Annotated in this window: 18 protein-coding genes; 6 read left to right on the top strand and 12 right to left on the bottom strand. The window is 49.6% G+C overall.

Going from position 1 to position 23,829, the window contains the following annotated elements:
* Positions 1-6: 6 nt before the first annotated feature.
* The 11 genes from Ga0123461_RS07450 to Ga0123461_RS07400 form a co-directional block, all read right to left on the bottom strand.
* A complete protein-coding gene (locus Ga0123461_RS07450; RefSeq protein WP_100277754.1) occupies positions 7-975 on the bottom strand; it encodes a type II secretion system F family protein in 969 nt (322 codons plus the stop codon).
* Positions 976-983: 8 nt separating this feature from the next.
* Positions 984-2,339 carry a CpaF family protein gene (locus tag Ga0123461_RS07445; RefSeq protein ID WP_100277753.1) on the bottom strand — a complete coding sequence of 452 codons (1,356 nt, stop codon included), beginning with the start codon at positions 2,337-2,339 and terminating at the stop codon, positions 984-986.
* 16 nt (positions 2,340-2,355) lie between these two features.
* A complete protein-coding gene (locus Ga0123461_RS07440; RefSeq protein ID WP_100277752.1) occupies positions 2,356-3,549 on the bottom strand; it encodes a CpaE/TadZ family protein in 1,194 nt (397 codons plus the stop codon).
* A gap of 37 nt (positions 3,550-3,586) precedes the next feature.
* Positions 3,587-4,138, bottom strand: coding sequence for a TadE family protein (locus tag Ga0123461_RS07435; RefSeq protein WP_157819276.1), 552 nt, complete (start codon positions 4,136-4,138; stop codon positions 3,587-3,589).
* Positions 4,131-4,694, bottom strand: coding sequence for a TadE/TadG family type IV pilus assembly protein (locus Ga0123461_RS07430; protein WP_100277750.1), 564 nt, complete (start codon positions 4,692-4,694; stop codon positions 4,131-4,133). Before Ga0123461_RS07430 ends, Ga0123461_RS07435 begins: the two co-directional genes overlap by 8 nt.
* Positions 4,669-6,234: a pilus assembly protein TadG-related protein gene (locus tag Ga0123461_RS07425; RefSeq protein ID WP_157819275.1), complete on the bottom strand. Its 1,566-nt coding sequence runs from the start codon at positions 6,232-6,234 to the stop codon at positions 4,669-4,671. The genes Ga0123461_RS07430 and Ga0123461_RS07425 overlap by 26 nt, the downstream gene beginning before the upstream one ends.
* Positions 6,235-6,265: 31 nt before the next feature.
* Positions 6,266-6,535 (bottom strand): hypothetical protein, encoded by a 270-nt coding sequence (locus Ga0123461_RS07420; protein WP_100277748.1) that lies wholly within the window; start codon positions 6,533-6,535, stop codon positions 6,266-6,268.
* Between the two features lie 13 nt (positions 6,536-6,548).
* Positions 6,549-7,952 carry a type II and III secretion system protein family protein gene (locus Ga0123461_RS07415; RefSeq protein ID WP_100277747.1) on the bottom strand — a complete coding sequence of 468 codons (1,404 nt, stop codon included), beginning with the start codon at positions 7,950-7,952 and terminating at the stop codon, positions 6,549-6,551.
* Positions 7,949-8,836, bottom strand: coding sequence for a Flp pilus assembly protein CpaB (cpaB, locus tag Ga0123461_RS07410; RefSeq protein ID WP_100277746.1), 888 nt, complete (start codon positions 8,834-8,836; stop codon positions 7,949-7,951). The genes Ga0123461_RS07415 and cpaB overlap by 4 nt, the downstream gene beginning before the upstream one ends.
* A gap of 300 nt (positions 8,837-9,136) precedes the next feature.
* Positions 9,137-9,328 (bottom strand): Flp family type IVb pilin, encoded by a 192-nt coding sequence (locus Ga0123461_RS07405; RefSeq protein ID WP_100277745.1) that lies wholly within the window; start codon positions 9,326-9,328, stop codon positions 9,137-9,139.
* A 239-nt stretch (positions 9,329-9,567) separates the two neighbouring features.
* A complete protein-coding gene (locus Ga0123461_RS07400; RefSeq protein WP_232710086.1) occupies positions 9,568-11,232 on the bottom strand; it encodes a DUF2079 domain-containing protein in 1,665 nt (554 codons plus the stop codon).
* A gap of 246 nt (positions 11,233-11,478) precedes the next feature.
* Between Ga0123461_RS07400 and Ga0123461_RS07395 the strand changes: the two genes are divergently transcribed.
* The 6 genes from Ga0123461_RS07395 to Ga0123461_RS07370 all read left to right on the top strand — a co-directional run bounded on the left by Ga0123461_RS07395 (position 11,479) and on the right by Ga0123461_RS07370 (position 20,284).
* Positions 11,479-11,880, top strand: coding sequence for a GtrA family protein (locus Ga0123461_RS07395; protein ID WP_157819274.1), 402 nt, complete (start codon positions 11,479-11,481; stop codon positions 11,878-11,880).
* A gap of 101 nt (positions 11,881-11,981) precedes the next feature.
* Positions 11,982-12,977: a glycosyltransferase family 2 protein gene (locus Ga0123461_RS07390; protein ID WP_100277742.1), complete on the top strand. Its 996-nt coding sequence runs from the start codon at positions 11,982-11,984 to the stop codon at positions 12,975-12,977.
* A 16-nt stretch (positions 12,978-12,993) separates the two neighbouring features.
* Positions 12,994-14,520: a hypothetical protein gene (locus Ga0123461_RS07385; RefSeq protein ID WP_157819273.1), complete on the top strand. Its 1,527-nt coding sequence runs from the start codon at positions 12,994-12,996 to the stop codon at positions 14,518-14,520.
* A gap of 192 nt (positions 14,521-14,712) precedes the next feature.
* A complete protein-coding gene (locus Ga0123461_RS07380) occupies positions 14,713-15,516 on the top strand; it encodes a CbbQ/NirQ/NorQ/GpvN family protein (protein WP_100277740.1) in 804 nt (267 codons plus the stop codon).
* A 52-nt stretch (positions 15,517-15,568) separates the two neighbouring features.
* On the top strand, positions 15,569-17,839 hold the full coding sequence (locus Ga0123461_RS07375) for a nitric oxide reductase activation protein NorD (RefSeq protein ID WP_100277739.1): 2,271 nt from the start codon (positions 15,569-15,571) through the stop codon (positions 17,837-17,839).
* Positions 17,840-18,109: 270 nt separating this feature from the next.
* On the top strand, positions 18,110-20,284 hold the full coding sequence (locus tag Ga0123461_RS07370) for a glutamine synthetase III family protein (protein WP_100277738.1): 2,175 nt from the start codon (positions 18,110-18,112) through the stop codon (positions 20,282-20,284).
* A 49-nt stretch (positions 20,285-20,333) separates the two neighbouring features.
* On the opposite strand, the gene Ga0123461_RS07365 is transcribed toward Ga0123461_RS07370, so the two are convergent.
* Positions 20,334-23,807, bottom strand: a complete 3,474-nt coding sequence (locus Ga0123461_RS07365) for a PPi-type phosphoenolpyruvate carboxykinase family protein (RefSeq protein ID WP_232710085.1) — start codon at positions 23,805-23,807, stop codon at positions 20,334-20,336.
* Positions 23,808-23,829: the final 22 nt, after the last annotated feature.

Raw genomic sequence — 23,829 nt, 5'->3', positions numbered from 1 at the left:
ACTCTCCTATACCCGGAAACTGATCATGCGTTTGACTACATAGTAACCGATGACCATCAGGAACAGTTGAAGGGCGATAATTACTTGTCCAAGCGGATGTTCAAACAGAGGGTCGAAATATGTCGGATTGGTGAGAGCGATAGCACCTGCTACAAAGAACGGAAGCCCGATCAATACATTGGCTGAGAGCTTCATCTCAGCGGCCTGAATCGCTATCTCCCGGTAGGCGTTAACCCGCGCTCTCATTACCTCTGCGATTTTATTGAGTACATCCGCCAGATTACCACCTGTAACCTTCTGAATAATCACAGCTGCAGCGAAATACTGTACCTCTTCACAGTGGATACGATCGGTGAAGTTAAGCAGTGCATCTTTGGTCTCAAGGCCGTAGTTGATCTCATCGAATACAATGCCGAACTCTGTTCCGATTGGATCGGGCACTTCATCAGCAACCATTTTCAGTGTGGCTAAATATGGATTGCCGGCGCGCAGGCTGCGAGCCATAAAGTCGAGCGTGTCGGGCAGCATTTCAATAAAGCGTTTGCGTCTTTTAGTGGCGCGTTTTGAGACAAAGATGTAAGGGGCCATGAATCCGGCGGTCACTCCGAGTATCAGTACCAGCAGAGGAAACAGATCGGCACTAAAGTACAGAATAGCGGTGAAAATAATACTGGTGCCAAATTGCAGGCCAATGAACTTCATCACTGAAAGATCAAGGTCTGCTTCAGTGAGCAGGCGATCAATAGCATGAACGCGGGGAATGTCATGAAGGATTTTGTCCAGAGCGGGGTTGGTACTCAGCTGTTTTCTCTTGATCAGATCGCCACCATGCGCACCACCGGCTGAGAGAATTCTTAATCTTCGCTCAACCTTCGAGGCACCGGTTTCACCAATCATATCCCACAAATAGTATATTCCTGCTACCAGCGATACGATCGAGATAAATGTGATTAGCGGTACGATAAATTCAATCATGTTATCACCTATTCATAAACATATTTAGGATCAAAGAGGTCATCACTGAGGGTGATGCCACGCTCGATGAACCTGCTGATCATTCGAGGTCTGATTCCTGTGGCCCTGAATTCGCCTACTACATGGCCACTTTCGTCCACTGTTTTACGGTCGAACTTGTATATCTCCTGCATATTGACGATTTCGCCTTCCATACCGGTGATTTCCTGAATGCTGGTAACGACACGGCGGCCATCGAGCATGCGTTCGGCAGAAATTAGCAGATTGATAGCAGCGGCAATCTGCTGCCGTACTACATTGGTAGGAATCGGAACACCACTCATACCTACCATGTGCTCAAGCCTTGTCAGGGCATCCCTGGGGGTGTTGGCATGAATTGTTGTCAGAGATCCGTCATGGCCTGTATTCATGGCCTGAAGCATGTCGAGTGATTCGGCACCACGCACCTCACCGACCACGATGCGGTCTGGACGCATGCGCAGACAGTTGCGAACTAGATCACGCTGGGTGATTTCGCCTTTGCCTTCGATATTGGGTGGCCGTACCTCAAGCCTGACAACATGAGGCTGCTGCAGTTGCAGTTCGGCCGAGTCTTCAATCGTAACAATTCGCTCTTTTTCAGGAACAAACCCGGAAAGGGCATTGAGAAGGGTGGTTTTACCACTACCTGTTCCGCCCGAGATGAGAATGTTGATACGGGCCTTCACAGCTGCAGCCAGAAATGTGGCCATTCTTGGTGTCATCGCCTTGAACTCTACCAGATCGCTGATCTGGAAGGGATCCACGCTGAATTTACGGATGGAGAGAATTGGGCCATCCAGTGCTGCGGGGGGAATGATCGCATTGACACGGGAGCCATCTGCAAGACGGGCATCAACCATCGGAGATGATTCATCGACTCGGCGGCCTACACTACTGGCAATTTTATCGATGATGCGTTGCAGGTGTTCATTGTTCTGGAACCGGATATCAGTTCTTTCCAGTATGCCTCGCCGTTCGACATAGATCTGGTTAAAGGTGTTTACCAGAATATCGTTGACGGTGGGGTCGGCCAGCAATGTCTCCAAGGGGCCCAGACCAAGTACTTCATCCTGAATTTCAGACTCCAGGCGGGCGCGTTCTTTAGCATTCAGAGGCGTTGGCTCTTCTGCAATAATATCGCGAACTTCCTGCGCAATCTGTTTGCGAACTGAGGCTTCATCGACCTGATCAATGATTTTCAGGTTCATTCTCTCCAGCAGACGCCGGTGGACTCGCTGTTTAAATGCCTGGAATTTCGTCTGGTCTGTCGATCTATCAGCACTGGAAGCATGATATTCATCCCAGTGGTCATGGGGAGAGTCAGATATAGTGGTCATGAGCATTTACCTCATTTTTTTCTCATTTTTTTCCAAACAGGGAACCTAAGAATCCTTTCTCTTTTTCCTGTTTTCCAAGATGATTCTCGACCAGATAATGCGCCAGAGCCTTAACATCTTTTGTTAAGTCGGAACGACTGGAAATCTCTGAAAGTGCCACACCGTTCTCTTCGGCATGTATGGCAGTCTTGTAGTCATTGCGTACCCTGTGTATTTGAGCTTTGTGCAAGGTATCTTTCAGGCTATCGATGGAAGTTTCTTCTACCTTGGTCATTGCACGATTGTTGATGATTTCAACCCTGCTTGTGGAAATATCCATTTTCGGTAGCGCATCCAAAATAAGTCTGGCATCACGAATGGTGGTCAGGTCGTGGTGAGTGACCAGCATGATTGGATTGGCATGTTTCAATGCCTCAATCGTCCACGGCGTGAACAGGCGCGGAATATCGAGAATAACAAAATCGTAAAGCTCCGTGACCACGTCAAGAAGGCGGGTCACTCCCTCAATAGTAATGATGCCGTTGATTGGTTCGATATCGCTAGGTGAGGCGAGCACATCAAGACCGCTTTTGTGTTTGGTCATCAACGCTTGCACAAATACCGGGTCAATACGGTCAACATCGACCAGTGCATCCATAATGTTGCTGCGTGGATTCAGATCCAGATATATGGCGGCCGTGCCAAACTGGATGTCAAAATCGATCAGTGCTGTTGAAACCTTGTATTCGGAGGCGAGCATGTGCGCAACATTGGTTGCAAGAAGGGTCGATCCGCCACCGCCCTTGGCATTGATGAATGCTGTTACGCCACCACTCTCCTTGTGAGCCTGTACCCTGACGCGTTTGTCGGAGATGTTTTCAAGTAGGCTGAGTGCAAGTTCCTGTGCTTGGAGTGGCAGTGGCATGAACTCTTTTACACCGGCTTTGACAAGGCGACGCATTGTTTCCGATGAACAGTCGCGATAAATGACATAAACAACCATATGATCCTGATTGGACGTAACCACCTTCACGATATTGTCGATATCTTCCGGTGAGTTATCCGTAATCTCGATGATCAGGACATCAGGCATTTCAGCCTTGCCAATCCTTGTCAGGTCAGCCTCGATTCTTGGTAACCGTACGGTCAGGCTGATACCTTTGATGTGAGAAAGAGCCGCTTTCAGTTGCTCGGAGGCCTCTTCATTCATCAGTTCAGCGATTACTTTCAGGTTCATAGCTTACCTCACTCAGTAACTTTTCTATAAACTATATTCACGGCGAATATGTGTACAAGTCTTCACTTGTAAGGGTCGTTGAATGGTCAGGCATATCCAAAGTCGCATTCATACCCAGTAGCCCCGGCACAACAAAGGGGTACTGAATGCCGCTAACCGTTACTGTTACCCGCAGTAGGGGGTTAACGCGTTCAGTAAGCTCTGTCTCTTCAGCACAGGCATAGGTAATCTCTACATTGCCTGGGGGTACAGAGCCTCCTGTTAGCACTCCAGGTTGCACCTTCGTCCGCATCTCCGTGAGGATTGCTGAATTTGTACCAGAATCATCAAGTGTGCAGGTCACAGAGTCGGTGCCAGGGCAAGATAAAGCCTCAACATTTGTATTACATCCTCCGTATGTCTCTACACTATTTACTATAGCATACCTTGCGCCTGCCCGTGTACTCTCGATAACCCTAGACCAGTTAAATATCAGCAGTGAGAACTCAAGGATAGCAAACACCAGTGCCAGAAAGATCGCTAATACAATGGCCATTTCGACCATCGCTGCGCCATGCTCATGTGGCCTGTTCATTAATAACCTATTCACCGATGTACCTCTCTTGCGTGGTGGCACCCAGTGTTAACAGATCGATTCCTCCTATGATGGGGCTACCAACAAACGGGATAGGAGGGATGGTATATTCAGATCCGAATATCCCTACAAAATCAACATCTGCGCTCACTGTGATAACACATGCGTCAATCGAAGCTGCATTTGGGTCCTCTGCGATGGTAATGGTGATGTCGCTTGTGGTCAGGTTGGGAAGTATTTCATTGCCTGCAGCCGCAGCCTGGTTGCCGTAGACGACCAACTCTTTTGCTTTGGCTTCAGCAGCACCCCATGCAGTCGCATCTGTTACGCAGCATACCGCAGCACCAGCAGCGCAGGCATCAGTATCTATGACACCCTGTGCTCTGGTCATGTAGCGGGCACCGGCCTGAACAGCCTGTGTCAGAATATTCTGCTGATAGAGAGAGCGACCGAGCTCAGTGACACCCAGAAACAGCAGGATAAGAAACGGCATAATGATGGCAAATTCCACCATCACGGCACCGCGACTGCGATCGTGCCGGCGATCATTCGTAGAGTTGGATTTCAACATAGTAGTCCGAATCCGTGTTTTTCGACCAACCGATATATTCACCGGTCAGATCCGCACTTGGTGGGCCCACGGTGTGTTCGGTAAGGAAGATCTTGGCGAAGCCGTCTGGTGTTGTGACGGGCACTGTCATCTTACCCTTCATGCCAAGTGCATCGCAGCTGAGGGTGGCAATATGAAGTTCGCGCCGTTTTGGAATGGATCGTGGTGGCGGGTAAGCACCCGCATTCAGGTGGGTCGGATCAGGTTTGCCGTCCACGACGGGCCCATGATGATCATCTAATTTATAAATGCTTCCATCGATCCATACCCTCGCATCTGAGGGAATCGATGCTGATGGGTCATCTGCCGTGCAGTCCAGAGTGTCGCCGGTAGGGTTGCCAAATTTATCTAGGAATGGATAACCATGATAGCAGGGCAGCCTATCAGTGCCTGCCAGCGTCTGCTCGATCTCCCAGTTGTAGACCTGCCACCTGGTTGCACTCGCAAAGTCAAAGGTGGTGCCGTCTTCGAGGGTCTCAGTGCCAGGCATGGCACCATGCCCTTGGCTGGCGTGGAAATTGGCCCAGTAAGTGGCTCTATCCCAGTTGCCATCACCAATCCTGTCGACGATGACCGCATCACGCGGGTAGTCGATGACAACCGGAGCTGGAGGGTATTCGGGCCAGTCGTAATGGGATGTGTTGATATATTCATCGAAGCGGGTGCTGATCGCCCTTGTGGTGGGGCCGGTGTTGCCACCAGGTTCTGAGGTGACAATTGCAGGGGTGCAGCCCGTAAGTTGTTCATCGGCGATGTAATCGGCCAGATTCATTGCACCAGGGCCTGTTGAGGTTTGGAGGAATCCGAAGTCGCCAGGGGCCCACCAGACACCACTTTGTTGCAGTTTAAGCTGGATCATATGGCCTGGAACCATGACGTTCTTAAATCCGCCACTAAATTCAAAGGGATCACAGATCATCAGGGGAGGGTAGTTGCAGATCATGTCATGCTTGCCGGCAATGGCTTCGGCATGGGCAGAAGCCGTGAGTGTGGCGTCAACAGTGGGGAGCAGGCTGAGCACGGGAAAGAAGAAGAGGTCGATCACGTAGAAAGTGTCAGCATCATCACTCTGCAAGGTGACCTTGACGTAGTGGGAGTCGGCATCCCCGGAAGCAGGGAAATATTGACTGCCTGCAGGATCTGCATCTTCTGCACAGGCCACGCCTGATTCGAAGTCGTATTCACTGCCGATGGCGCAGTAAAATGTGATTGCACTGTCTGGCAGGGCTGTCGCGTCGTTAAGGAGTTCTTGATTAGTTGCAAAGCTTCCCTGATGGGATAAAAGTGTTCTGGCGGCTGCCCTGGCTCTTGCTTGTGCCCCTGGTTGTCCATCCAGTTCTGCTGCACCAGCAAGTGCAGCAGCATCAGCGGCATTATGCATTTCGCTATGGAGGACAAACAGACGCCCCACATCAACAGCCAGTGCAGCAATTCCAATAAGGACCACGCTGAAAATTGCGGCCATGACAAGTACTGCGCCACGTTCTTTATTGGATTGCATGCACATTATCAGTCTCCTTATAGGCTGTTCTCTATTGTGCTACGTCATCAAGGAGGCTCTCGGTGGATGCTTCAGCTGCACTCTCCCGAGTCGCTTGAAGTGCCTTCTCAGCCGCCTGCCCATCCAGAGTGGCGGGAGGCATCTGCTCTCTTCCTGCATCAGGATTGATGGTCTGTCTGGCAATATTCGTTTTTACTGAATTGCCAAAGTCACTCTGCATGGGCTCGGGCCCGGTGTGTGCACAGCCAGCAACTAATAGAGCCATTGCGGCGGTAATCAGAAATAATTGTTTGATTGCCATAATAAGACTCCTTTTATAACTGGTGACCGAATGCACCGTCTACGCCACCTGGGGCGGCTTCAGAAGCTCGCCCTGATGGAGCAGCTTCAGCAGCAGGCGCCTGTTCAGACGTACCCTGCAGGCGACCCATCAAGTACTGGTCAACATCACTTGGCTGTACAAAGTTATCTGTCGGCAGTGCGACAGGCCCTGCAGCCATCGGTTTAACCAAACGTGGAGTGATCATGATAACCAGCTCGGTTTCATTGCGCTGGAAGTCGGTGCTTCTGAACAATGCACCTAGTACTGGCACGTCACCAAGGCCGGGAACCTTATCGATGTTATTGTTCACATCGTTCTGGATCAGCCCAGCAATGGCGAAGCTTTGGCCATCCGCCACTTCAACCGTAGTGCTTGCACGACGTGTTCTCAGGGTCGGGGCGTTGGACAATGTTGCTGCAGCTGCGATAGAGGAGACCTCAGCCTGCAACTCCAGATTGATCTTGGTGCTGTCAAGTACAGTTGGTGTAAATTTAAGACCTACACCAAACTCTTTGTATTCAACCGTGATCGCTCCCGCAACGGCGCCGGATTGAGCAACGTCTATGGGGAATTCACCACCAACAAGGAAGCTTCCTTCATGACCGGAAAGGGCTACAAGGTTCGGTTCAGCCAGAACCTTTGCCAATCCCTGAGTCTCCAGTGCTGACAGTGTCAGGTTAAGACCACGGTAAACCACACCAAGGCTTCCGAATGCATTGGCTACAGCACCATTGAGGGCACTTGAAAGGTTGGTTGGGCCGATGTTACCGGTAAGTGTTCCGTTAACACCCAGTTGTTTGAGGGAGGTCCTTTCAACTTCGGCAATACGCACCTCCAGCATCACCTGCTGGCCATTACCATCTACCTGCAGGAGATTAGTTACGCCGGTCGGTGCAAAGCTTCTGGCAACAACCAGCGCCGTGTCCATGGCCAGCGCATTGCTGACTTTACCTGATAGGATCACCAAGCCATTCACGTTGCGCACTTGAATGTCCTTCTCATGAGGGAGCAGTTGATGCAGTTTGAATTTTACTGCTTCAATATCGTAACCCACAGTGACGTCCAGCAGGGCGATCAGGTTTTTGTTGCGGTCACGGAATGCCACGTTTGTATACCCCGCGGCTTTACCCACAATCAGTACCTTTCTGGAGTTTAGTAGTTTCACATCAGCAATAGAAGCACTGCCGATAACAATCTCCTTGATATGTACAGGTGAGTTGATGACCTTTGATTTTCCAACCGCCAGATTCAACTCGCCTGCTTTCATCGCATCATTAAGATCAAGGCTGAACCCATCAGCGGCATTGGCCGGAAGAGCGACCAAGGCAAAAATCAGAAGTAGCAAACAACTGGTTATTGTTTTGGTTCCATGTTTTTCAGTCGTTGGTGTCATCATTTTCCACCCCTTTCCTGTTGTACAGTCCCAGGATTATTGCTTGTTGGAGTTTTGACCGGAGTAGCCAGTTTCACCGTATAGTTCCTGGTGCTAAGGCCACGAATCACTTGAACGTTGGTATAATTACCGGTTCCTTTTCCGGATTTGGCTAAGGATGCTTTTTTCCCCATCTTGTCGATATCAGAGGTACTCAGGTTGCCATCAGTGGAAAGTGAGACGTCAGCCTCATTTCTGAGCAGTAGCGTTAAATCACCTGCTTTTCCAGCCAGAGTAAGAATCTTTCCCTGTTGTGGTGATACCAGCAGGGTGACGGCATTCACGATCTGAGGCTTGTCCTCTTTTTCTGAGGATGATTGATCCACACCGAGTACTAGCATGTTCTGAAGAAGAGATTTGGTAATATATGCATTCTTCTTGTCTGGCACAGCGGAGGTGTAGAGGATATCAACGCGATCGCCTGGAAGCACAAATCCCGCAACGCCGCGAACTTCGTTGACAGAGATCGTCATTGCCCTCATCTCATTCTCGATTCTTGGAGTCAGCCCGCCTCGGGCGCCCTGTCCGGAGAGTTTGTAAGGGAGGAGTGCCTCTCCTTTTCGGATTTCCTTGACGACTACAGGTGGCTCTTCACCGAGGACTGTTTCAATTGACGTGTAGAGACCTTCTGGCGCCGCCTCTTTAGGCCAGTCAACTACCTTCAACATGACATCGCTCAGTCGAGTTCCAATCTCAAGGTTTACAGATGCAACAACAACCGGTGTAACGGTCAGCGCAGCAACGCCGGGCTCCTGTTCTTTCTGATCGATTGCGGTGTTCACCAGCGACACGGCGATGCCGCCCATGATTAGCGCGACAAGTAACATGATTATCGCTCGTTTTTGCATAATAGACCTCCTCAAGATATAACGGTCAATATCGCTGGAAGGCTTTAGATAAATTTAAAAATGATGAAAGTTTGCTTCACTTCTTGTGAACTGTAACTGTATCGCCCGATAGGCTAACTAGTCTTGCGGCCGAACCCACCCATGCGTTTTTCAACGCATGGGTGGCTGGATATCTCCATTTCGATATCTAAACAAACCTCATCAGCCAGTTAAATGTTTACCCTGAGCCTTTGAGAGTACGAAAAGCAGGCTTGAGCAGTTGCCTGATTTACATATAGCCAGGCAGGATGATCTGCCTAGCTATTGGTTAATCGCATCAGCGACTGCGTTGAATGCATTATTAACCTGCTCGCCGACTACAATAATAACTGTAATGGCAGCGATTGAAATTAGCGCTACAAGAATGGCATATTCAACCATGGTTGCACCGCGTTCTTTCCGGACATAAACATCTGGGATGAAGCTCAATAGTTTAGTGTATAATTTACGCATGGTTGCCTCCTGTGTTATTAGTCTTCCGACTTGTTCCTTTACTTTTATTATAATCCATGCTTTGTGAATGTGCAAAGAAAGTTCGGAAATATATTTATCGACTAGCTTCAGAGGTGGAAATGGCCGAATTTTGTGTGCCTGAACTACTCTGCTTCTCAGGGCGAGAGGTTTATCGCTGTTGTTTGGGGAAGACTGGGTCAGAAGGGGCGAGTCTCAAATCACTTAGCGCTAGCCGCCACTCACCTCATTTTTTTCTTAGAGATGGAGTAATCGTCCTGCCAATGTTTATCCAAAGTATTCCGGTATTCGGTAGGCTCAATATCCCACTCCTCACGCAACTGCCTGATTTTGCTCTTCACACCCTCTGGTTGATGAGACGTTGCTGTTTTTGACAAAACAAGCCATGGGTCATTCCAAAGTAATATTCCATACTCCTTGTTATCCAAAAGAGACTCAATAGAGGCGAGATATTCTGTACGGTCCATTTGCAGGTGGCCATCGAGCCAAGTGATATGGTGGTTTTTGAGCGTGTCCGGTCGTTGTTCGGGTGGGAAATTTATGTTGGTTGTGGGGCTTGCCAAATGTAAAACAATGGCATCCACCTCACCAACCTTGGCAGGATATAAATATATACTTTGGCGTTGGGTGAAATGGGCTCCAATATTGGCCTGGATGGAGAGGGAGGTGCTGCTGCCTAGTGCGGAGCGGACCATTTGCACATTTGGGTTAGGCCAACTCAAGACGTGATTGGGGGCCCAATAATTAATTGCCCCTGTAAGAGGGAGAGGCAGGAAAAAATAACCGGTCACCAGACTGGAGGCCACTATCAGTCCTGCTAATCCTTGAGCTGAAAATGTTGTCTGCCATCGTGTTATGCGTTCAACCCCGTGCATGGCTGCAGCTGTGATGACTGGAATCAGCCCCGCAGAGTGATAGGACCATATGCCCTTGGGCATTGGATTTGAGGAGAGAGTGTTTGCCACCAGGTCGCCCAATCCCGGCAATAAAAACTGCAGTCCAATAAATGGAAATACAAAAAAGAAAGGTATCGAAAGGAGCCACCAATAGATTATTCCACCCATCTTCACTACACGTGCCCACACAACATCGGGTTGTGTCATCATGGTATGGATCACTTCTGTTAGGGAATTTCCGAGCCAATTATACCTGCTCATTTGCCCCAGTTGTTCGCCAAGCATGACAGGTGTCCCAATAGGCGATAGCAGAGGCATGATAAAATATAGTACGAGAAGCAGATGGGTTGCACCTAGTGCAGCAACAAGAAAAGCTGTTTTCCAGTCTCGGTTGTGAAACCACCAAAGGAGTCCAAAACCGATGACGGTCAGCCCCATGTGCTCTTTGCACATCAGGATAAATAGACATGACAAGATCAGCATCCTGATGTTCTGTTTTACCACCGCCAGAAGCCCCAGGGCTATGAAAGGAACCGTCAGAGTAACTGGGTGAAAATCCCAGCTTCCTGCACTTAATAGAAAGGGGTTCATCAAATAGACAATGGTCCAGATAAACCCTGATTTTTCAGACTGAAAGGTGTGCCTAGCCAGCAAGAAAACAGGCCATGCAGCAAGGGCCAGAGCCGCTGCCTGGGCAATGATGAGCCATTCAATGCTGGCACTGAGCGCATAAAGTGGGACAAACAAGAGAAGAATGGGGTCAAAATGAATCCCCAGTCTGATCATCGGTGTCTCAAAGGGGTTAATGGTGGTTTGAAGGAAGTTGCCATGCAGCGTGCTCCACACCAGTTGATCAAATGTGCCCAAATCATTAATGCTGCTCAGATAGCCCCAGTGGTGGCTCATTCCAATAATGAGGAAAAAAGTAAAATGCACCAGTATCGCAGCCCATAATCCAGCCCACCAGACACTGCGTTTACCCGTAATCATCTTTATTGCTCGAGATTGAGTCAGACTTAGCTCCCCCGTTTGTGTCACACGACTTCCCCTAGTATACCTCAAATTACAGCGTGGATGAAGGTTGCTCTCTGCAATTTGCCTGTGGCCTGCCGGGATTGTTCCTTGATGGTGGCCGACAATAGCCCTCACTCTTATTGAGGGAAATCAGGCTGGTTTTTCACGGGAAAAGACTTATGCTTAAAAAGAGATGGTTGCGGTGTTATGGTTTTCTCTACTATGAAATTTACCCTAAGAAAAGAGGTCGGACAGGTTCTGCGTTTTGGATTGGTTGGGATTATGGCCACTGTTACCCACGTCATCACGGTTCTGTTTCTGGTGGAGTGGGGAGGCTGGGGGCCATTGTGGGCCAACTTCGTTGCTTTCTCATTGGCGGTGTTTGTCTCTTTCATTGGCCACTATCACTGGACCTTTAACGCCTCAACGCCTTACGCAACAGCGTTCCCAAAATTTTTCACAATCGCCTTGCTGGGATTGGGTCTTAATCAGGCCATTATGTTTTCTCTGGTCAATCTATTGGGCTGGGATTACCGCCTTGGTCTGGCGGCGGTTATCATGGTGGTGCCAGCCATCACATTTCTGGCCAGTAGATTTTGGGCCTTTCAGCCGGCCCATCGGTAACTTTTTTATTGTTGGGTAAGAGTGTGACTATGATCTTTAACGGCTTTCAACTATACTTAAAATAGTTGCCGGAAGGCGTTTTCTGATGTTGTGGGGTGGGCATGGAGACTGGAGTTGAACAGGGAGATAGATTGGTAGAGCCAAAGACTCAACTGCTTCTTTCTGTGGTTGTCCCTGTATTTAATGAAGATGACGTTCTATCAGAGTTTTATTCCCGCTTATCGTCAGTGCTGAGCGACATTGAAATGCGGCATGAAGTTGTGTTCGTCAACGATGGCAGTGTTGATAACACGTTAAGCATTATCGAGAGCCTTCGTTGTGCCGATGCTAACATTGCAGTCGTTGATCTCACCCGCAATTTTGGCAAGGAAATCGCCCTTACCGCAGGGCTTGATCATGCGCGGGGGGATGCAGTCATCAACATTGATGCCGATTTGCAAGATCCTCCGGAACTTATCCCTCAGCTCGTTAAGAAGTGGCAGGAAGGCTATGACGTGGTTTATGCGACCCGTACTGAGCGCAGGGGTGAAAGCGGGCTGCGCAAGCTCTCAGCATCCATTTTTTACCGCTTGATTCACTGGAGTGCATCCGTTCAGATACCACAGGATACGGGGGACTACCGCCTGCTTAGCCGTCGAGCTACAAATGCTTTGCTGCGGCTACGAGAGCAGCATCGTTTTATGAAAGGACTTTTCTCCTGGATAGGGTACCCACAAACGGGAATCCCTTACCAGAGAGAGCCACGTGGTGCCGGTTGCAGCAAATGGAATTACTGGCAGTTATGGAACTTTGCACTGGAAGGCCTGACCTCTTTTACGACAGTGCCACTGAAGGTGGCAAGCTATGTAGGTGCCATCACCGCAACGCTAGCATTTCTGTATGGAATTAAAATTATTGGTACAACACTTATATATGGCGACCCGGTAGCCGGTTACCCGACCCTGATGGTAACCGTACTGTTTATTGGTGGTGTTCAGCTGTTATCGATAGGTGTCCTTGGCGAGTACATGGCTCGGATATTTGATGAGAGCAAAAAAAGGCCACTGTATCTGGTAAAGACCTACCAACCGGCAGAAAACATTAAACCAGATGGTTAATATCAATCGTATATCCATGGCCACCCTCAAGTTTCTTGACCTACCAAGGATTCTGTTTCTGATTCTATTCCTTACACTGGTGGTTAGTCTCGATCTGTCAGACCCTGATTATTTCTGGCACATCAAAACCGGCGAACAGATTCTGATGCATGGCTCCCTGCCGAGTGCAGACATATTTTCTTACACTTATTTTGAACACCCATGGGTGCTGCATGAGTGGCTCTTCCAGGTGCTGGTTTTCACGATTTATCACTCGCTTGGACCTCTTGGCATCAAAGTGATGGCCGCATTTCTGGGGATGCTTGCTCTCTATTTCACATATCTGGCAGCCAGCCATATCAATCACAGCCGTGTTTTACCAGCTTTGCTGATCCTTGCTTGTATTGTTCCAATGGACCCATTCATTTCCCCTCGTCCTCAGCTGGTCAGTTTCGTACTGTTTTCGCTTACGATGCTTATCCTTGTGCAATTTAAATATTTAAAGCGCACGCGATACCTCGTTGCACTCCCGGCAATGATGATTTTGTGGGTCAATATGCACGGAGGATATGTCGTAGGTATCGCTTTGCTGATGCTGTTCACCATGTGCGAATTCATTTCATTCTGGCTGGGTGATAGGCTCGACAAAGCATACCGGAAGCAACTCTCAAAATTGGCTTTCATTACATTGATTACGTTCTTAAGTTCCGCGCTCAACCCTGATTTTATTAGTCACTGGCTCTATCCGATTAATGTCATGTCTATGGAGGCGTCACGAAGCTTTATCAGTGAGTGGAGAAGCCCTGACTTTCATTCGCTTTCCGGGCAATACAACCTGCTTCTTATTTTTGGTTTTTTTATCGCCTATGCATATAGAGAGATAAAACCAGACCTGACGGAAGTGGTTTTACCTGTTTTTTTTATCGCTGCGGGCTTTGTTGCTTATAGGCACATGCCTTTGGCCATATTAACGATCATACCATTTGCAGGCGTTGCCTTTGCAAAGGGAGCAGCAGCCACGCTGTCAGAAGGCCCAGTGGGCGTGATATATAAAAAATATATGTCTGGCGGCAGACAGCTCGGGAACGCAGAGTATATTTTGAACTGGGTGCTAACACTAATCATTACTGCACTCTTGCTTCTCTCTTATCCGATCCTGGAACAAAGGCACCAAAAAGAGCGCGATTCTCTCATTCCTGTAAAAGCAACGGAGTTTATTATCAAGGCAGGTTTAAGTGGCCGAATGTTTAATACGTATCATTTTGGGGGGTACCTGATCTATCGGCTTTATCCAGATCAGCGGGTTTTCATTGATGGAAGGGCTGATATGTATGGTGATGCGTTTCTCAAGGAGTACAGGAAGATTTATTACGGGGAGATCGGTTGGGAAAAGGTGTTCGAAAAATTTGCCATTGATTATGTAGTTTGCGAGCGGGATGCTCCCATTCGACAGTTGTTGATGCTTCGTGGTGACTTCAGGCTTGTTTATGATGATGAAAAAAACTCAGTTCTGGTTAAAGAGGCACCCCGTTATGCAGAGATCATTGCAAATTTTAGGCAGTAGGTCGTGGGCACAAAGGTATCACTATTTTTCTTCAAGGGTTGGCTGTCGCAACGTACAAGCGGGATGCGTATTCATGGTCAAAAACAAGGTTTATTCATAAGAAATACTGATATTATTCATAACCATAATAAGTTCGCCATCTTGTGTGTATGAGCTATAATACCCGCACAAGATTTCTTCTGGGGGCAAGCCATGACCGATAAAGATCAATATAAAATTCACGAAGAGCCGTTTTACCAGCCACAGACTGATGAGGTTGAGCTCTACGAGGCTGCATATGCCGCCCGTTTGCCAGTGATGGTGAAAGGGCCGACTGGATGTGGTAAGTCTCGTTTTATTGAATACATGGCATGGAAGCTCAATAAGCCACTGATTACCGTTGCCTGTAATGAGGATATGACGGCATCTGATCTGGTGGGGCGTTACCTGCTTGATGCCAATGGTACGCGTTGGCTGGATGGCCCGTTGACCACCGCCGCACGCATTGGTGCTATCTGCTATCTCGATGAAGTGGTTGAAGCGCGCCAGGATACGACCGTTGTGATTCACCCTCTGACGGATCATCGTCGTACACTACCGCTGGATAAAAAGGGCGAGTTGATTGAAGCGCATCCTGATTTCCAGTTGGTGATCTCTTATAACCCAGGCTACCAGAGCCTGATGAAAGACCTGAAACAGTCGACCAAACAGCGTTTTGCCGGCTTTGAATTCGATTATCCAACCGCTGCAGTTGAAACAGGTATTGTTGCTACTGAGACCGGTATTGATACTGAGCTGGCTGCTAAGCTGGTCTCTATCGGTGGCACGGCCCGTAATCTGAAAGGTCATGGACTGGATGAAGGTATCTCTACCCGTTTGCTGACTTATGCGGCAGCTCTGATTAAGGGGGGCGTTGAGCCCAAGGCTGCATGCCGTATGGCACTGGTGCGTCCTATTACTGATGACGAAGATATCCGCGATACACTCGATCACGCTATTGATGCGGTGTTCGGTTAATAGCGTGATTTCACACAGGCTTACGACTCTGCTGAGAGGTTAAGGTATTCCTATGGTTGAAACAGTCACAAGAAGAAAGATGGACATCGAGATGCACTGGCAGCGCCTGAACTGCAGGTTTGCTCAGGTTGAGCGGGTCTTTGATGATTGCATGGTGGAAGCTAAGGCTAGACTTTCGAGTCAAGGGTTGGTCAGCTACATCGAACATGCGGGCTTCCTTGGCAAGCTGGGGCGTGGTCCTGAACCTGTTCTGGTCTATCTGGAAGAGGCGCCTGTTGTTGCTTCTGAAGTGGGTGAAGAGGCGCTGGCGGATCTGCGCGAGTTTGCCCATTACCTCTCGACCCATACCAACTTCAAAGCGATGGTGCCGTTTCTGCAGACCAGTAGCGCTGTAGCACGACGTCTGAAAACCTATAAGCTGTTTCGCCAATATATCGAAGTGCTGCGTGATATGGTGGAGAAAACCTCCGTATCTGTTCTTGGTCACCACACTACATTTCCAAGCCCCGGCTTGCCTGACCTGCTTAAGCAGGCACCAAGGCTGTTGATTGAGCTCTCTCTAGAAGGGTTTAAAAACTGGGTTGAGTACGGCATCAACTACTATAGCACTCATCCAGGGCGCCAAATTGACTACTTCAGTTTCCAGTCACCGGATGCGCATGCAGTGATGCAGCGTGAGCGTCATGGCACGCTGTTGATGGATCATGAGCGTAAGCTTGATTCATACATGCGTGGCCTGTGGGGTGATCACGATTATCTTGTGCCATATTCGCTGGCCTTTGATGAGCTGCGCAAACCGACGCCCTATTATGATGATCTGGGTATTCGCATTCCTGATGTCTATGATGATGATCGTGGTGTAAAAGGTATTGATCGTTATCGAGCCGCACTGGCTCATATGGCAGCGCATCGCCGCTGGAGTCAGAAGATGGTGGTGGATAACTGGAGTCCGTTCCAGCGCCTCTCGGTTGAAACCTTTGAAGACTCCCGTGTTGAATATTTGGCCATGCAGCGCTTTCCCGGTTTGAGAAAGATCTTCCTTGCCCTGCATCCAATTCCGGATGAGAAGGCGCTGCAGCTGGAAGATACATCTCTGATTAATCTGCGTCTGGCGATGGTTTCAAGGGCGATTCTTGACCCCGATTACCAGTATGAGAATGCAGATGTGCGTGAGTTCGTCGGTCGTTTCTTTGCCGAGATGGAGAGCAATGGCTCCAAGAGTGAAGATATGGCTATGATTGCACTCTCTTTTATTGGCCGAACTCGCAAGCAGTCCGATGCGCTTCCAAACACCTATTTCGACAACACAGAGGTCGATTATCGTGATGATAACCGTCATCTGTGGATCTATATTGAGCAGGGTGATGATGAAGAGACCACCTTTGAACATCTTGATCAGAAACAGCAGGATAATGAAGAGCTGAAAGGTCTGCCGCCGCGTCACTATCACGAGTGGGATTACAACGCCGCTCACTATCGTCCTGACTGGGTAAGCGTCTATGAGTCACTACACCCGCGTGGCAATGCAGCGAAAATTGACAATCTTCTTGCCAAGCACAGTGCGCTGGCCAAACGTTTGAAAGCGATGCTCGATATGCTCAAGCCTCAGGATAAGGTGCGTATTCGTTATCAGGAAGAGGGTTCTGAACTCGATCTGGATGTAGCGATTCGCTCATTGATTGATTTCAAAGGGGGCTCTCAACCCGATACACGTATCAATATGAGCCATAAAACTGATGGCCGTGATGTTGCGGTGATGCTGCTGCTTGATCTGTCGCAGTCGCTCAATGAGAAAGCGGAAGGTTGTAATCAGACGATTCTGGAGCTATCTCAGGAGGCGGTTTCACTGCTCTCCTGGGCCGTGGATCAGGTGGGTGATAAATTCTCGATAGCCGGATTCCACTCTGATACGCGTCATAATGTTCGTTACTTTCATATGAAAGGGTACAACGAGCCTTGGAATGATGAGGTGAAATCACGACTGGCGGCGATGGAAGCGGGTTTTTCAACACGTATGGGTGGTGCGATGCGTCATGCAGGCCATTACCTGAAAGCGCAGCAGGCAGATAAAAAGCTAATGCTCATTCTCACCGATGGTGAACCTGCAGATATCGATGTCGATGATGATCAACTATTGATTCAGGACGCCAAGCAGGCAGTGAAAGAGCTGGGTGGTGATGGCATTTATAGCTATTGCATCAACCTTGATCCCAAGGCGGATGAGTATGTGGCTGATATCTTTGGCAAGCAGTACACCATTGTCGATCATGTCGATCGTCTGCCTGAGAAGTTGCCTGAGCTGTTTATCTCACTAACAAAATAGATATGTAAAGAGGCCCTCACAAGGGGCCTCTTTGTTTGCTGCTTCTGAGAACAGGGAGTGATCCACCGTTTGAGGTTGAGAAGTTGCGTTGTTGGCTCGGATAAGATGATCTTTATCCGTTGTCTATAAATTAGGCACCGAGTGATTAAAGCATAATCAAATTCCTTCCAGATCGACCTGAAAAACGTTGTAAAATATAGGATATCAATATGGCACTGCAATTGCTTTGTCTGTTTGATTAGTAAAACCAATAACTAGAGGAAATCACCAATGAGTGGAAACGAATCCCGACTTCAAGCAATTCATCAGATCACCAATCGTCAAGCGACACCTGTAGATCAGCCTGAGCCTTTGAGCAAAATCTGGGCAACTGATGTATTTAATCTGGCAAAGATGGAGGAGTGCCTCTCCAAGAACGCCTTCAAATCAATCAAGAAAACCGTGCAGACCGGTGCACCACTTGATCCGGCCACAGCCGAAGTTGTTGCTGCAGCCATGAAAGAGTGGGCGATGGGCAAAGGTGCCAAATTCTTCTCTCACATCTTCTATCCGATGACCAATGCCTCTGCTGAAAAGCACGATGGCTTCATCGTTACAAATTCAGAAGGCAATGCGATCACTGAGTTTTGCGGCAGCCTGTTGATCAAGGGTGAACCGGATGGTTCATCATTCCCCAACGGCAGCATCCGCATGACCAATGCTGCACGTGGTTATACTGCCTGGGACCCAACCAGCCCGGCCTATATTATGCAGACCGAGAATGGTGCTACCCTGACTATTCCGAGTGTCTTTATGTCCTGGACTGGTGAAGCTCTGGATAAGAAGATTCCGCTGCTACGCTCCAATGCCGCGATGAACAAGGCTGCGCAAAAAGTACTGAAATTGATGGGGGAGAGTGAGATTGCGCCTCTGAACTCCAGTTGTGGTGCAGAGCAGGAGTATTTCCTGGTCGATGCCAACTTTGCCAATGCCCGTCCTGACCTGCTGCTGGCTGGCCGCACCCTATTTGGTGCTCCATCGGCAAAAGGGCAGCAGTTTGACGATCACTATTTCGGTGCTATCCCTCAGCGCGTTCAGATCTTTATGCAGGATTTTGAAGAGCAGCTATACAGACTCGGTATCCCAGCAAAAACGCATCACAACGAGGTTGCACCGGGTCAGTTTGAGATCGCACCCTATTTTGAAGCGGCCAATGTCGCTGCCGATCACCAGCAGCTGCTGATGACTGTGTTGAAAAACAGTGCAAAGAAACATGGATTCCTATGTCTGCTGCATGAAAAGCCATTTGCGGGCATCAATGGTTCGGGTAAACATGTAAACTGGTCAGTCGGCAATGCCACTCAGGGTAACCTGCTTGATCCAGGTGATACCCCGCATGATAACCTCAACTTCCTGCTCTTCTGTGGTGCTGTGGTGCGTGGTGTGCATCTGCATGGGCCGCTGCTGCGTGCTGCGATTGCTACCGCCTCCAATGATCATCGTCTGGGTGCCAATGAGGCTCCACCTGCTATTATGTCTGTCTACCTCGGTGATCAGCTTGAAAAACTGTTTATGGATATTAAAGAGGGCAATCTCAGCGTGACTGAAGCCGGTGGTGAGATGGATCTTGGTCTTTCACAGATCCTCAACTTTAAACGCGACCCGGGCGACCGTAACAGAACCTCTCCATTTGCTTTCACCGGTAACCGTTTTGAATTCCGTGCAGTGGGTTCGGCGCAATCGGTTTCCGGTCCACTGGTGGTGATGAATACCATGCTGGCTGACTCCCTTGAGTGGGTTGCCGGTAAGCTTGAAGCTGAACTGGCATCCGGCAGTGATCAGGCGACGGCTGTGCTTGCTGTGCTTAAAGATCTTATTAATGAACATGGCAATGCCGTATTTGGTGGCGATGGTTACTCATCCGACTGGCACAATGCGGCTGTTGATGAGCGTGGTCTGAAAAATATTCCGACCACCGCTGATGCACTGCCTGCACTGCGTGAAGCGTCTGTTAAACAGCTCTTTTCATCGACTGGTGTACTCTCACCTGTTGAGCTGGAGAGTCGTTTTGAGGTCTACTCTGAGCAGTATGTTCTGGCTATTGAACTGGAGGCCAATCTGGTTGTGGAGATGGCAAAATCAATCATCTATCCAGCCGCAATCTCCTATCTCTCCGAGCTGGCAGCAGCCAATGTAAGTATGGCTGAGATGAGCATAGATCTGGATAGCTCTATTGCTAAAACAGTTGCTGCTGAAACCAATGCAATGATGGCTGCTGTTGCAAAACTCAGCGCAGCACTTGAACAGCACGATTTTGCATCGACTGAAGAACATATGCAGTTCCTTGCCAAAGATGTGCGCGCTCTGATGGATGAGGTGCGAGAGCACGCCGATACGCTCGAGGCTGAGGTCTCTGATGAGCTCTGGCCTCTGCCTAAATACCGCGAGATGCTGTTTATCAAATAATACTGATCAACAGGTGGATGGAAAAAGGCCGCTGGATAGCGGCCTTTTTTTATTTCGTTTCGCGGTGAATCCAGTCAGCGCCAAGCGTACCTTGCAGCCGTTGCAGATAGTCATCACTTGTCACCCTTTCAATCATGCGATCAGTCTTGCTGATACGTTCGGCAAGATGGGTGCGTCTCTCATGCTCATCTTCATCAAGCGCATTGATCTGACCATTGAGGTTCTCGCGGTGCTGCAGCCAAACCTGAGTGTCACGAGCCTGTTTGATATGCAGGCGCTCATTGTACCAGTCACTCTGCAGCAGCTCCTCGCGGCTGAACATCTGGCGGATGGATGGATCATGAATATCACGGCCCTGATAATGACCATGTGCCATGATATGCAGAAGCGCCTGAAGTGGCGGGCAGGCATTAACAATAGAGCCATCCTCGAAATAGGAGAGGGCAACACGCTGGTGGGCTTCGCAGATGTTATTGATGCCATCGACAAAGCTCTCTATATCCTGCGTTTCCGGTTTCAGCATTGCTTTATCAAATACGGCTACCGGCGTATCAAACACCTTGCCGAAATGGTTGCGTACGAAACGCTTGGTGATGCGGTAACCGAGTCGGCTGGCAAGCACGGTTTTGCCATTGTATTCAAAATCCTCCAGTTTTTTCAGATAACCCCATTTGATCATATAGGCGGGTTTCTGAACCTTGGCTGGAAGGCGGCACCAAATCTCAGGTATTAACATGCTTATATCGTGATCAATACGACGCTTTGAGCCGATAAAACCGGCAGCAGTGGAGAAGCCGTCATACCCACAGAGAATAAAGGAGACTATGGCCGTGTTAAGATCAGCTGTGGCAGTAAGTGGATTGAAGGGCCCCTTGGTGAGCGCACCCTCTGAACCGGCACCGGTGGTGGATGGTGATTTGCCTGTCAGGCTGCAGATGAAGTCCATAAACAGCTCCGGCAACTCCTGATAATGAATCGGGTTGTAGACTGCCAGTGGCCGGATGCCCGGCTCCGCAGGGTTATTTCGACGCCCGGTCAGTACTGCATTGACTGGGAAGTAGACCGGCTGTTCAGGCTTAAGCCCCCGGTGCAGATGGGTGCTGACTTTAGCCAAGTGTTTCGAGCGCGGGTCGGCTAGATCTGGGCGATCCTGCAGGTAGCGTACGTTTAGGCTTGGTTTACCATCCACAATTCTGGGGTGTGCTGAGGAGATGAAGTAGAGCGACTCATCCATCTCTGATGCGTTGCGGATCAGTGTCTGCATAGGCTCGCTGAACTCCTCAAACTGCATAACATTTTCCATCAGTTCACGGGCATCGCCCCGCTGCATGGGCTGAAAGTTGGAGATAAAACTGTTGCCGCTGGAGAGGTCGGACTCAGTCTGAGTGTCCGAACCGCGATTGACCGCTTCATCGGGGCGCTGGAAGAGTCTCTTTTCGCAGTTATCCACAAATTTGATGCAGGGGTGATCATACTCAGGGTTGAGCCCGCTCACATAGCTTGTAGGGATAACAATCGAGGCACTGATATCATCCTCCATCTGGATTTTATCCGATGCGATAAAGTCCTGCCTGAGCTTGAACAGGCGCCAGCTGCCATCATCGGCAAAACCGACACGCAGATAGCTGGCCATTAGTTTGCGGCCATTGTATCTCAGTTCATGGCCCGGGCTGCCATTGACTGTATCAACGGAGAAGTGCTCGTGCCAGTTCTCTCCCCATGCAGTTCTGTAAAAGCGCTTGATCATGAAAACCAGTGCGAGAATGTGGCTTGGAATGCTTTTCAGCCAGTGGTTGTACTCATCTGTGTAGTCGATAGCAGAAGGGGTTAACAGTTTGATCACGGAGCCTAGACTGCGCTCCTTGCTCAGCAGTGTTCGCGAATCATGCTTCTCAGATTCGGGATGGCGGAAGCGGTCGCTATAGTTGCGTTCAAAAATGGCCCGCACCTGTTTGAGGTCCTGTTCAAAGTTGTCTACATAGGTCGGCCCTGAAATGACTGCACCAGCAATAGATTTGGATATCTCCGATTTACCACCACCGGATACGGTGCTTGGCTTATGACAGAAGGTGCCCTCACCGATGGTGCCGATCAGTCGCCAGCTTGGCGAGTGGGCATGGCGGGCCATATGCACCCTGAAACCACTGGGGTAGATAAAGGTGTTAGAGGCCAGTAGTTTGATCTGCGATGGCCCGCTAGGCCCTTGCCAGCAAACCTGCAGGTCATGCATGCTGATCTGTGCATCTTCAGGCAGATAGATGATGTCGGGATAGACCCTGTCAATCGCATAACCTTCTGATTTGAGCTCTATCTTGTCAGCCAGTCGCTGGCAGAGGTCGGCAAAGGTGTGATTGTCGAGCATATCACTGGCACGTGGGATATAAACCTCACCGAGGTTGTAGCGTGGAAATGCCAGCGCACCGCCGGCATGCTCCTCTTCACAGCCTCCGAAGAGGTTGGCTGAATAACTGATCTGGGATTTAATCTCTTTCTTGCTGTAACCGAAATAGTTGTCGGCAATGATGGTGACGATGACACCGCGTTTGTCACGGCAGACCACTTTAAATGCCTGGCCATCATTATACAGATCATCTTCATGCTGCCAGCACATGCCGTCACGGCGCTGTCGATCACTGGCATCAGCAACATGCGGTAGACCCAGATCCTTCTTCTTCAGATTCACCAGATGCGGGGCGAGAATGATGCAGCCGCTTTGGCCGGTCCAGTGCTCGATATCGGCTGCGGCATCATTTTCAGTCAGAAACGGATCGCCGGCATTGCCGAAGATCGACTCTACGAAATCGAGATTAGAGACCAGACCGCCGGGGGCAAACATGCGCACCTCAAGACTCTTGTCAGACAGTAGTCCGGCAACACCGACAACACCGGGCACGCCCGGGCGCACCTTCGGACGCAGCAGCAGGGAGACCCAAACCTCTGCTTTTTTCTCTTCCTCACTGGTTGCAGGCAGTTCTAGCAGGGGGCGGGGGGGATTCAGTGCCTCTTTGAGCAGGGCGCCATAGGTGGCAACCGGCACCTCAAGTTTGTCTGCCGGTACTGGCAGTCCACCTGATGCAATGTGAAATACACCTTTGGTGGTGCGGCGGTCACTTTTCGGATTGTGCAGCACCCCCTGTAGTAGGCGGTAGGAGTCGACCAGATCGGAGTGAAAATGGGTGCCGTTGAGCGGCAGTGACACCTCGCGAGCCATGCCGGGACGATCAAGAACAAAGGTGGTGCCGGGCAGCTCTACCTGTTGCTCTACGCCATTCTCGGCCAGATAGGCATTGAGGAAGTTCTGAATACGCTGATCGGCAGGGCAGCGGTAGGCCGACAGGAGGCGGCGCTGGCGTGCGTAGTGTTTGAGTAAGCTGTCAGCGATGGTCAGGTAGGAGTGATCGCCTCCCTGCAGCTTGCAGGTCGGTTGACCAAGAGCGGCCAGCTTGAGATTGATATGCTGGTGCCAGACATGCGGTGGTGCCGCACTTTTGTCGTTGTCATTAATAGATACAGTCTCACTCATCAAACACATCCGGTACTATTCA

It is taken from the genome of Mariprofundus aestuarium, from assembly GCF_002795805.1.
GTDB lineage: Bacteria > Pseudomonadota > Zetaproteobacteria > Mariprofundales > Mariprofundaceae > Mariprofundus > Mariprofundus aestuarium.
The sequence above is the reverse complement of the archived record's forward strand: the minus strand, read 5'-3'. Positions and strand labels throughout refer to the sequence as shown.

Bases quoted from the DNA above. Each gene is read 5' to 3' on its own strand.
- Ga0123461_RS07450 (WP_100277754.1), bottom strand. From the start codon at position 975: ATGATTGAATTTATCGTACCGCTAATCACATTTATCTCGATCGTATCG.
- Ga0123461_RS07445 (WP_100277753.1), bottom strand. From the start codon at position 2,339: ATGCTCATGACCACTATATCTGACTCTCCCCATGACCACTGGGATGAA.
- Ga0123461_RS07440 (WP_100277752.1), bottom strand. From the start codon at position 3,549: ATGAACCTGAAAGTAATCGCTGAACTGATGAATGAAGAGGCCTCCGAG.
- Ga0123461_RS07430 (WP_100277750.1), bottom strand. From the start codon at position 4,694: ATGTTGAAATCCAACTCTACGAATGATCGCCGGCACGATCGCAGTCGC.
- Ga0123461_RS07425 (WP_157819275.1), bottom strand. From the start codon at position 6,234: ATGCAATCCAATAAAGAACGTGGCGCAGTACTTGTCATGGCCGCAATT.
- Ga0123461_RS07420 (WP_100277748.1), bottom strand. From the start codon at position 6,535: ATGGCAATCAAACAATTATTTCTGATTACCGCCGCAATGGCTCTATTA.
- Ga0123461_RS07415 (WP_100277747.1), bottom strand. From the start codon at position 7,952: ATGATGACACCAACGACTGAAAAACATGGAACCAAAACAATAACCAGT.
- cpaB (WP_100277746.1), bottom strand. From the start codon at position 8,836: ATGCAAAAACGAGCGATAATCATGTTACTTGTCGCGCTAATCATGGGC.
- Ga0123461_RS07405 (WP_100277745.1), bottom strand. From the start codon at position 9,328: ATGCGTAAATTATACACTAAACTATTGAGCTTCATCCCAGATGTTTAT.
- Ga0123461_RS07400 (WP_232710086.1), bottom strand. From the start codon at position 11,232: ATGATTACGGGTAAACGCAGTGTCTGGTGGGCTGGATTATGGGCTGCG.
- Ga0123461_RS07395 (WP_157819274.1), top strand. From the start codon at position 11,479: ATGAAATTTACCCTAAGAAAAGAGGTCGGACAGGTTCTGCGTTTTGGA.
- Ga0123461_RS07390 (WP_100277742.1), top strand. From the start codon at position 11,982: ATGGAGACTGGAGTTGAACAGGGAGATAGATTGGTAGAGCCAAAGACT.
- Ga0123461_RS07385 (WP_157819273.1), top strand. From the start codon at position 12,994: ATGGCCACCCTCAAGTTTCTTGACCTACCAAGGATTCTGTTTCTGATT.
- Ga0123461_RS07380 (WP_100277740.1), top strand. From the start codon at position 14,713: ATGACCGATAAAGATCAATATAAAATTCACGAAGAGCCGTTTTACCAG.
- Ga0123461_RS07375 (WP_100277739.1), top strand. From the start codon at position 15,569: ATGGTTGAAACAGTCACAAGAAGAAAGATGGACATCGAGATGCACTGG.
- Ga0123461_RS07370 (WP_100277738.1), top strand. From the start codon at position 18,110: ATGAGTGGAAACGAATCCCGACTTCAAGCAATTCATCAGATCACCAAT.
- Ga0123461_RS07365 (WP_232710085.1), bottom strand. From the start codon at position 23,807: ATGAGTGAGACTGTATCTATTAATGACAACGACAAAAGTGCGGCACCA.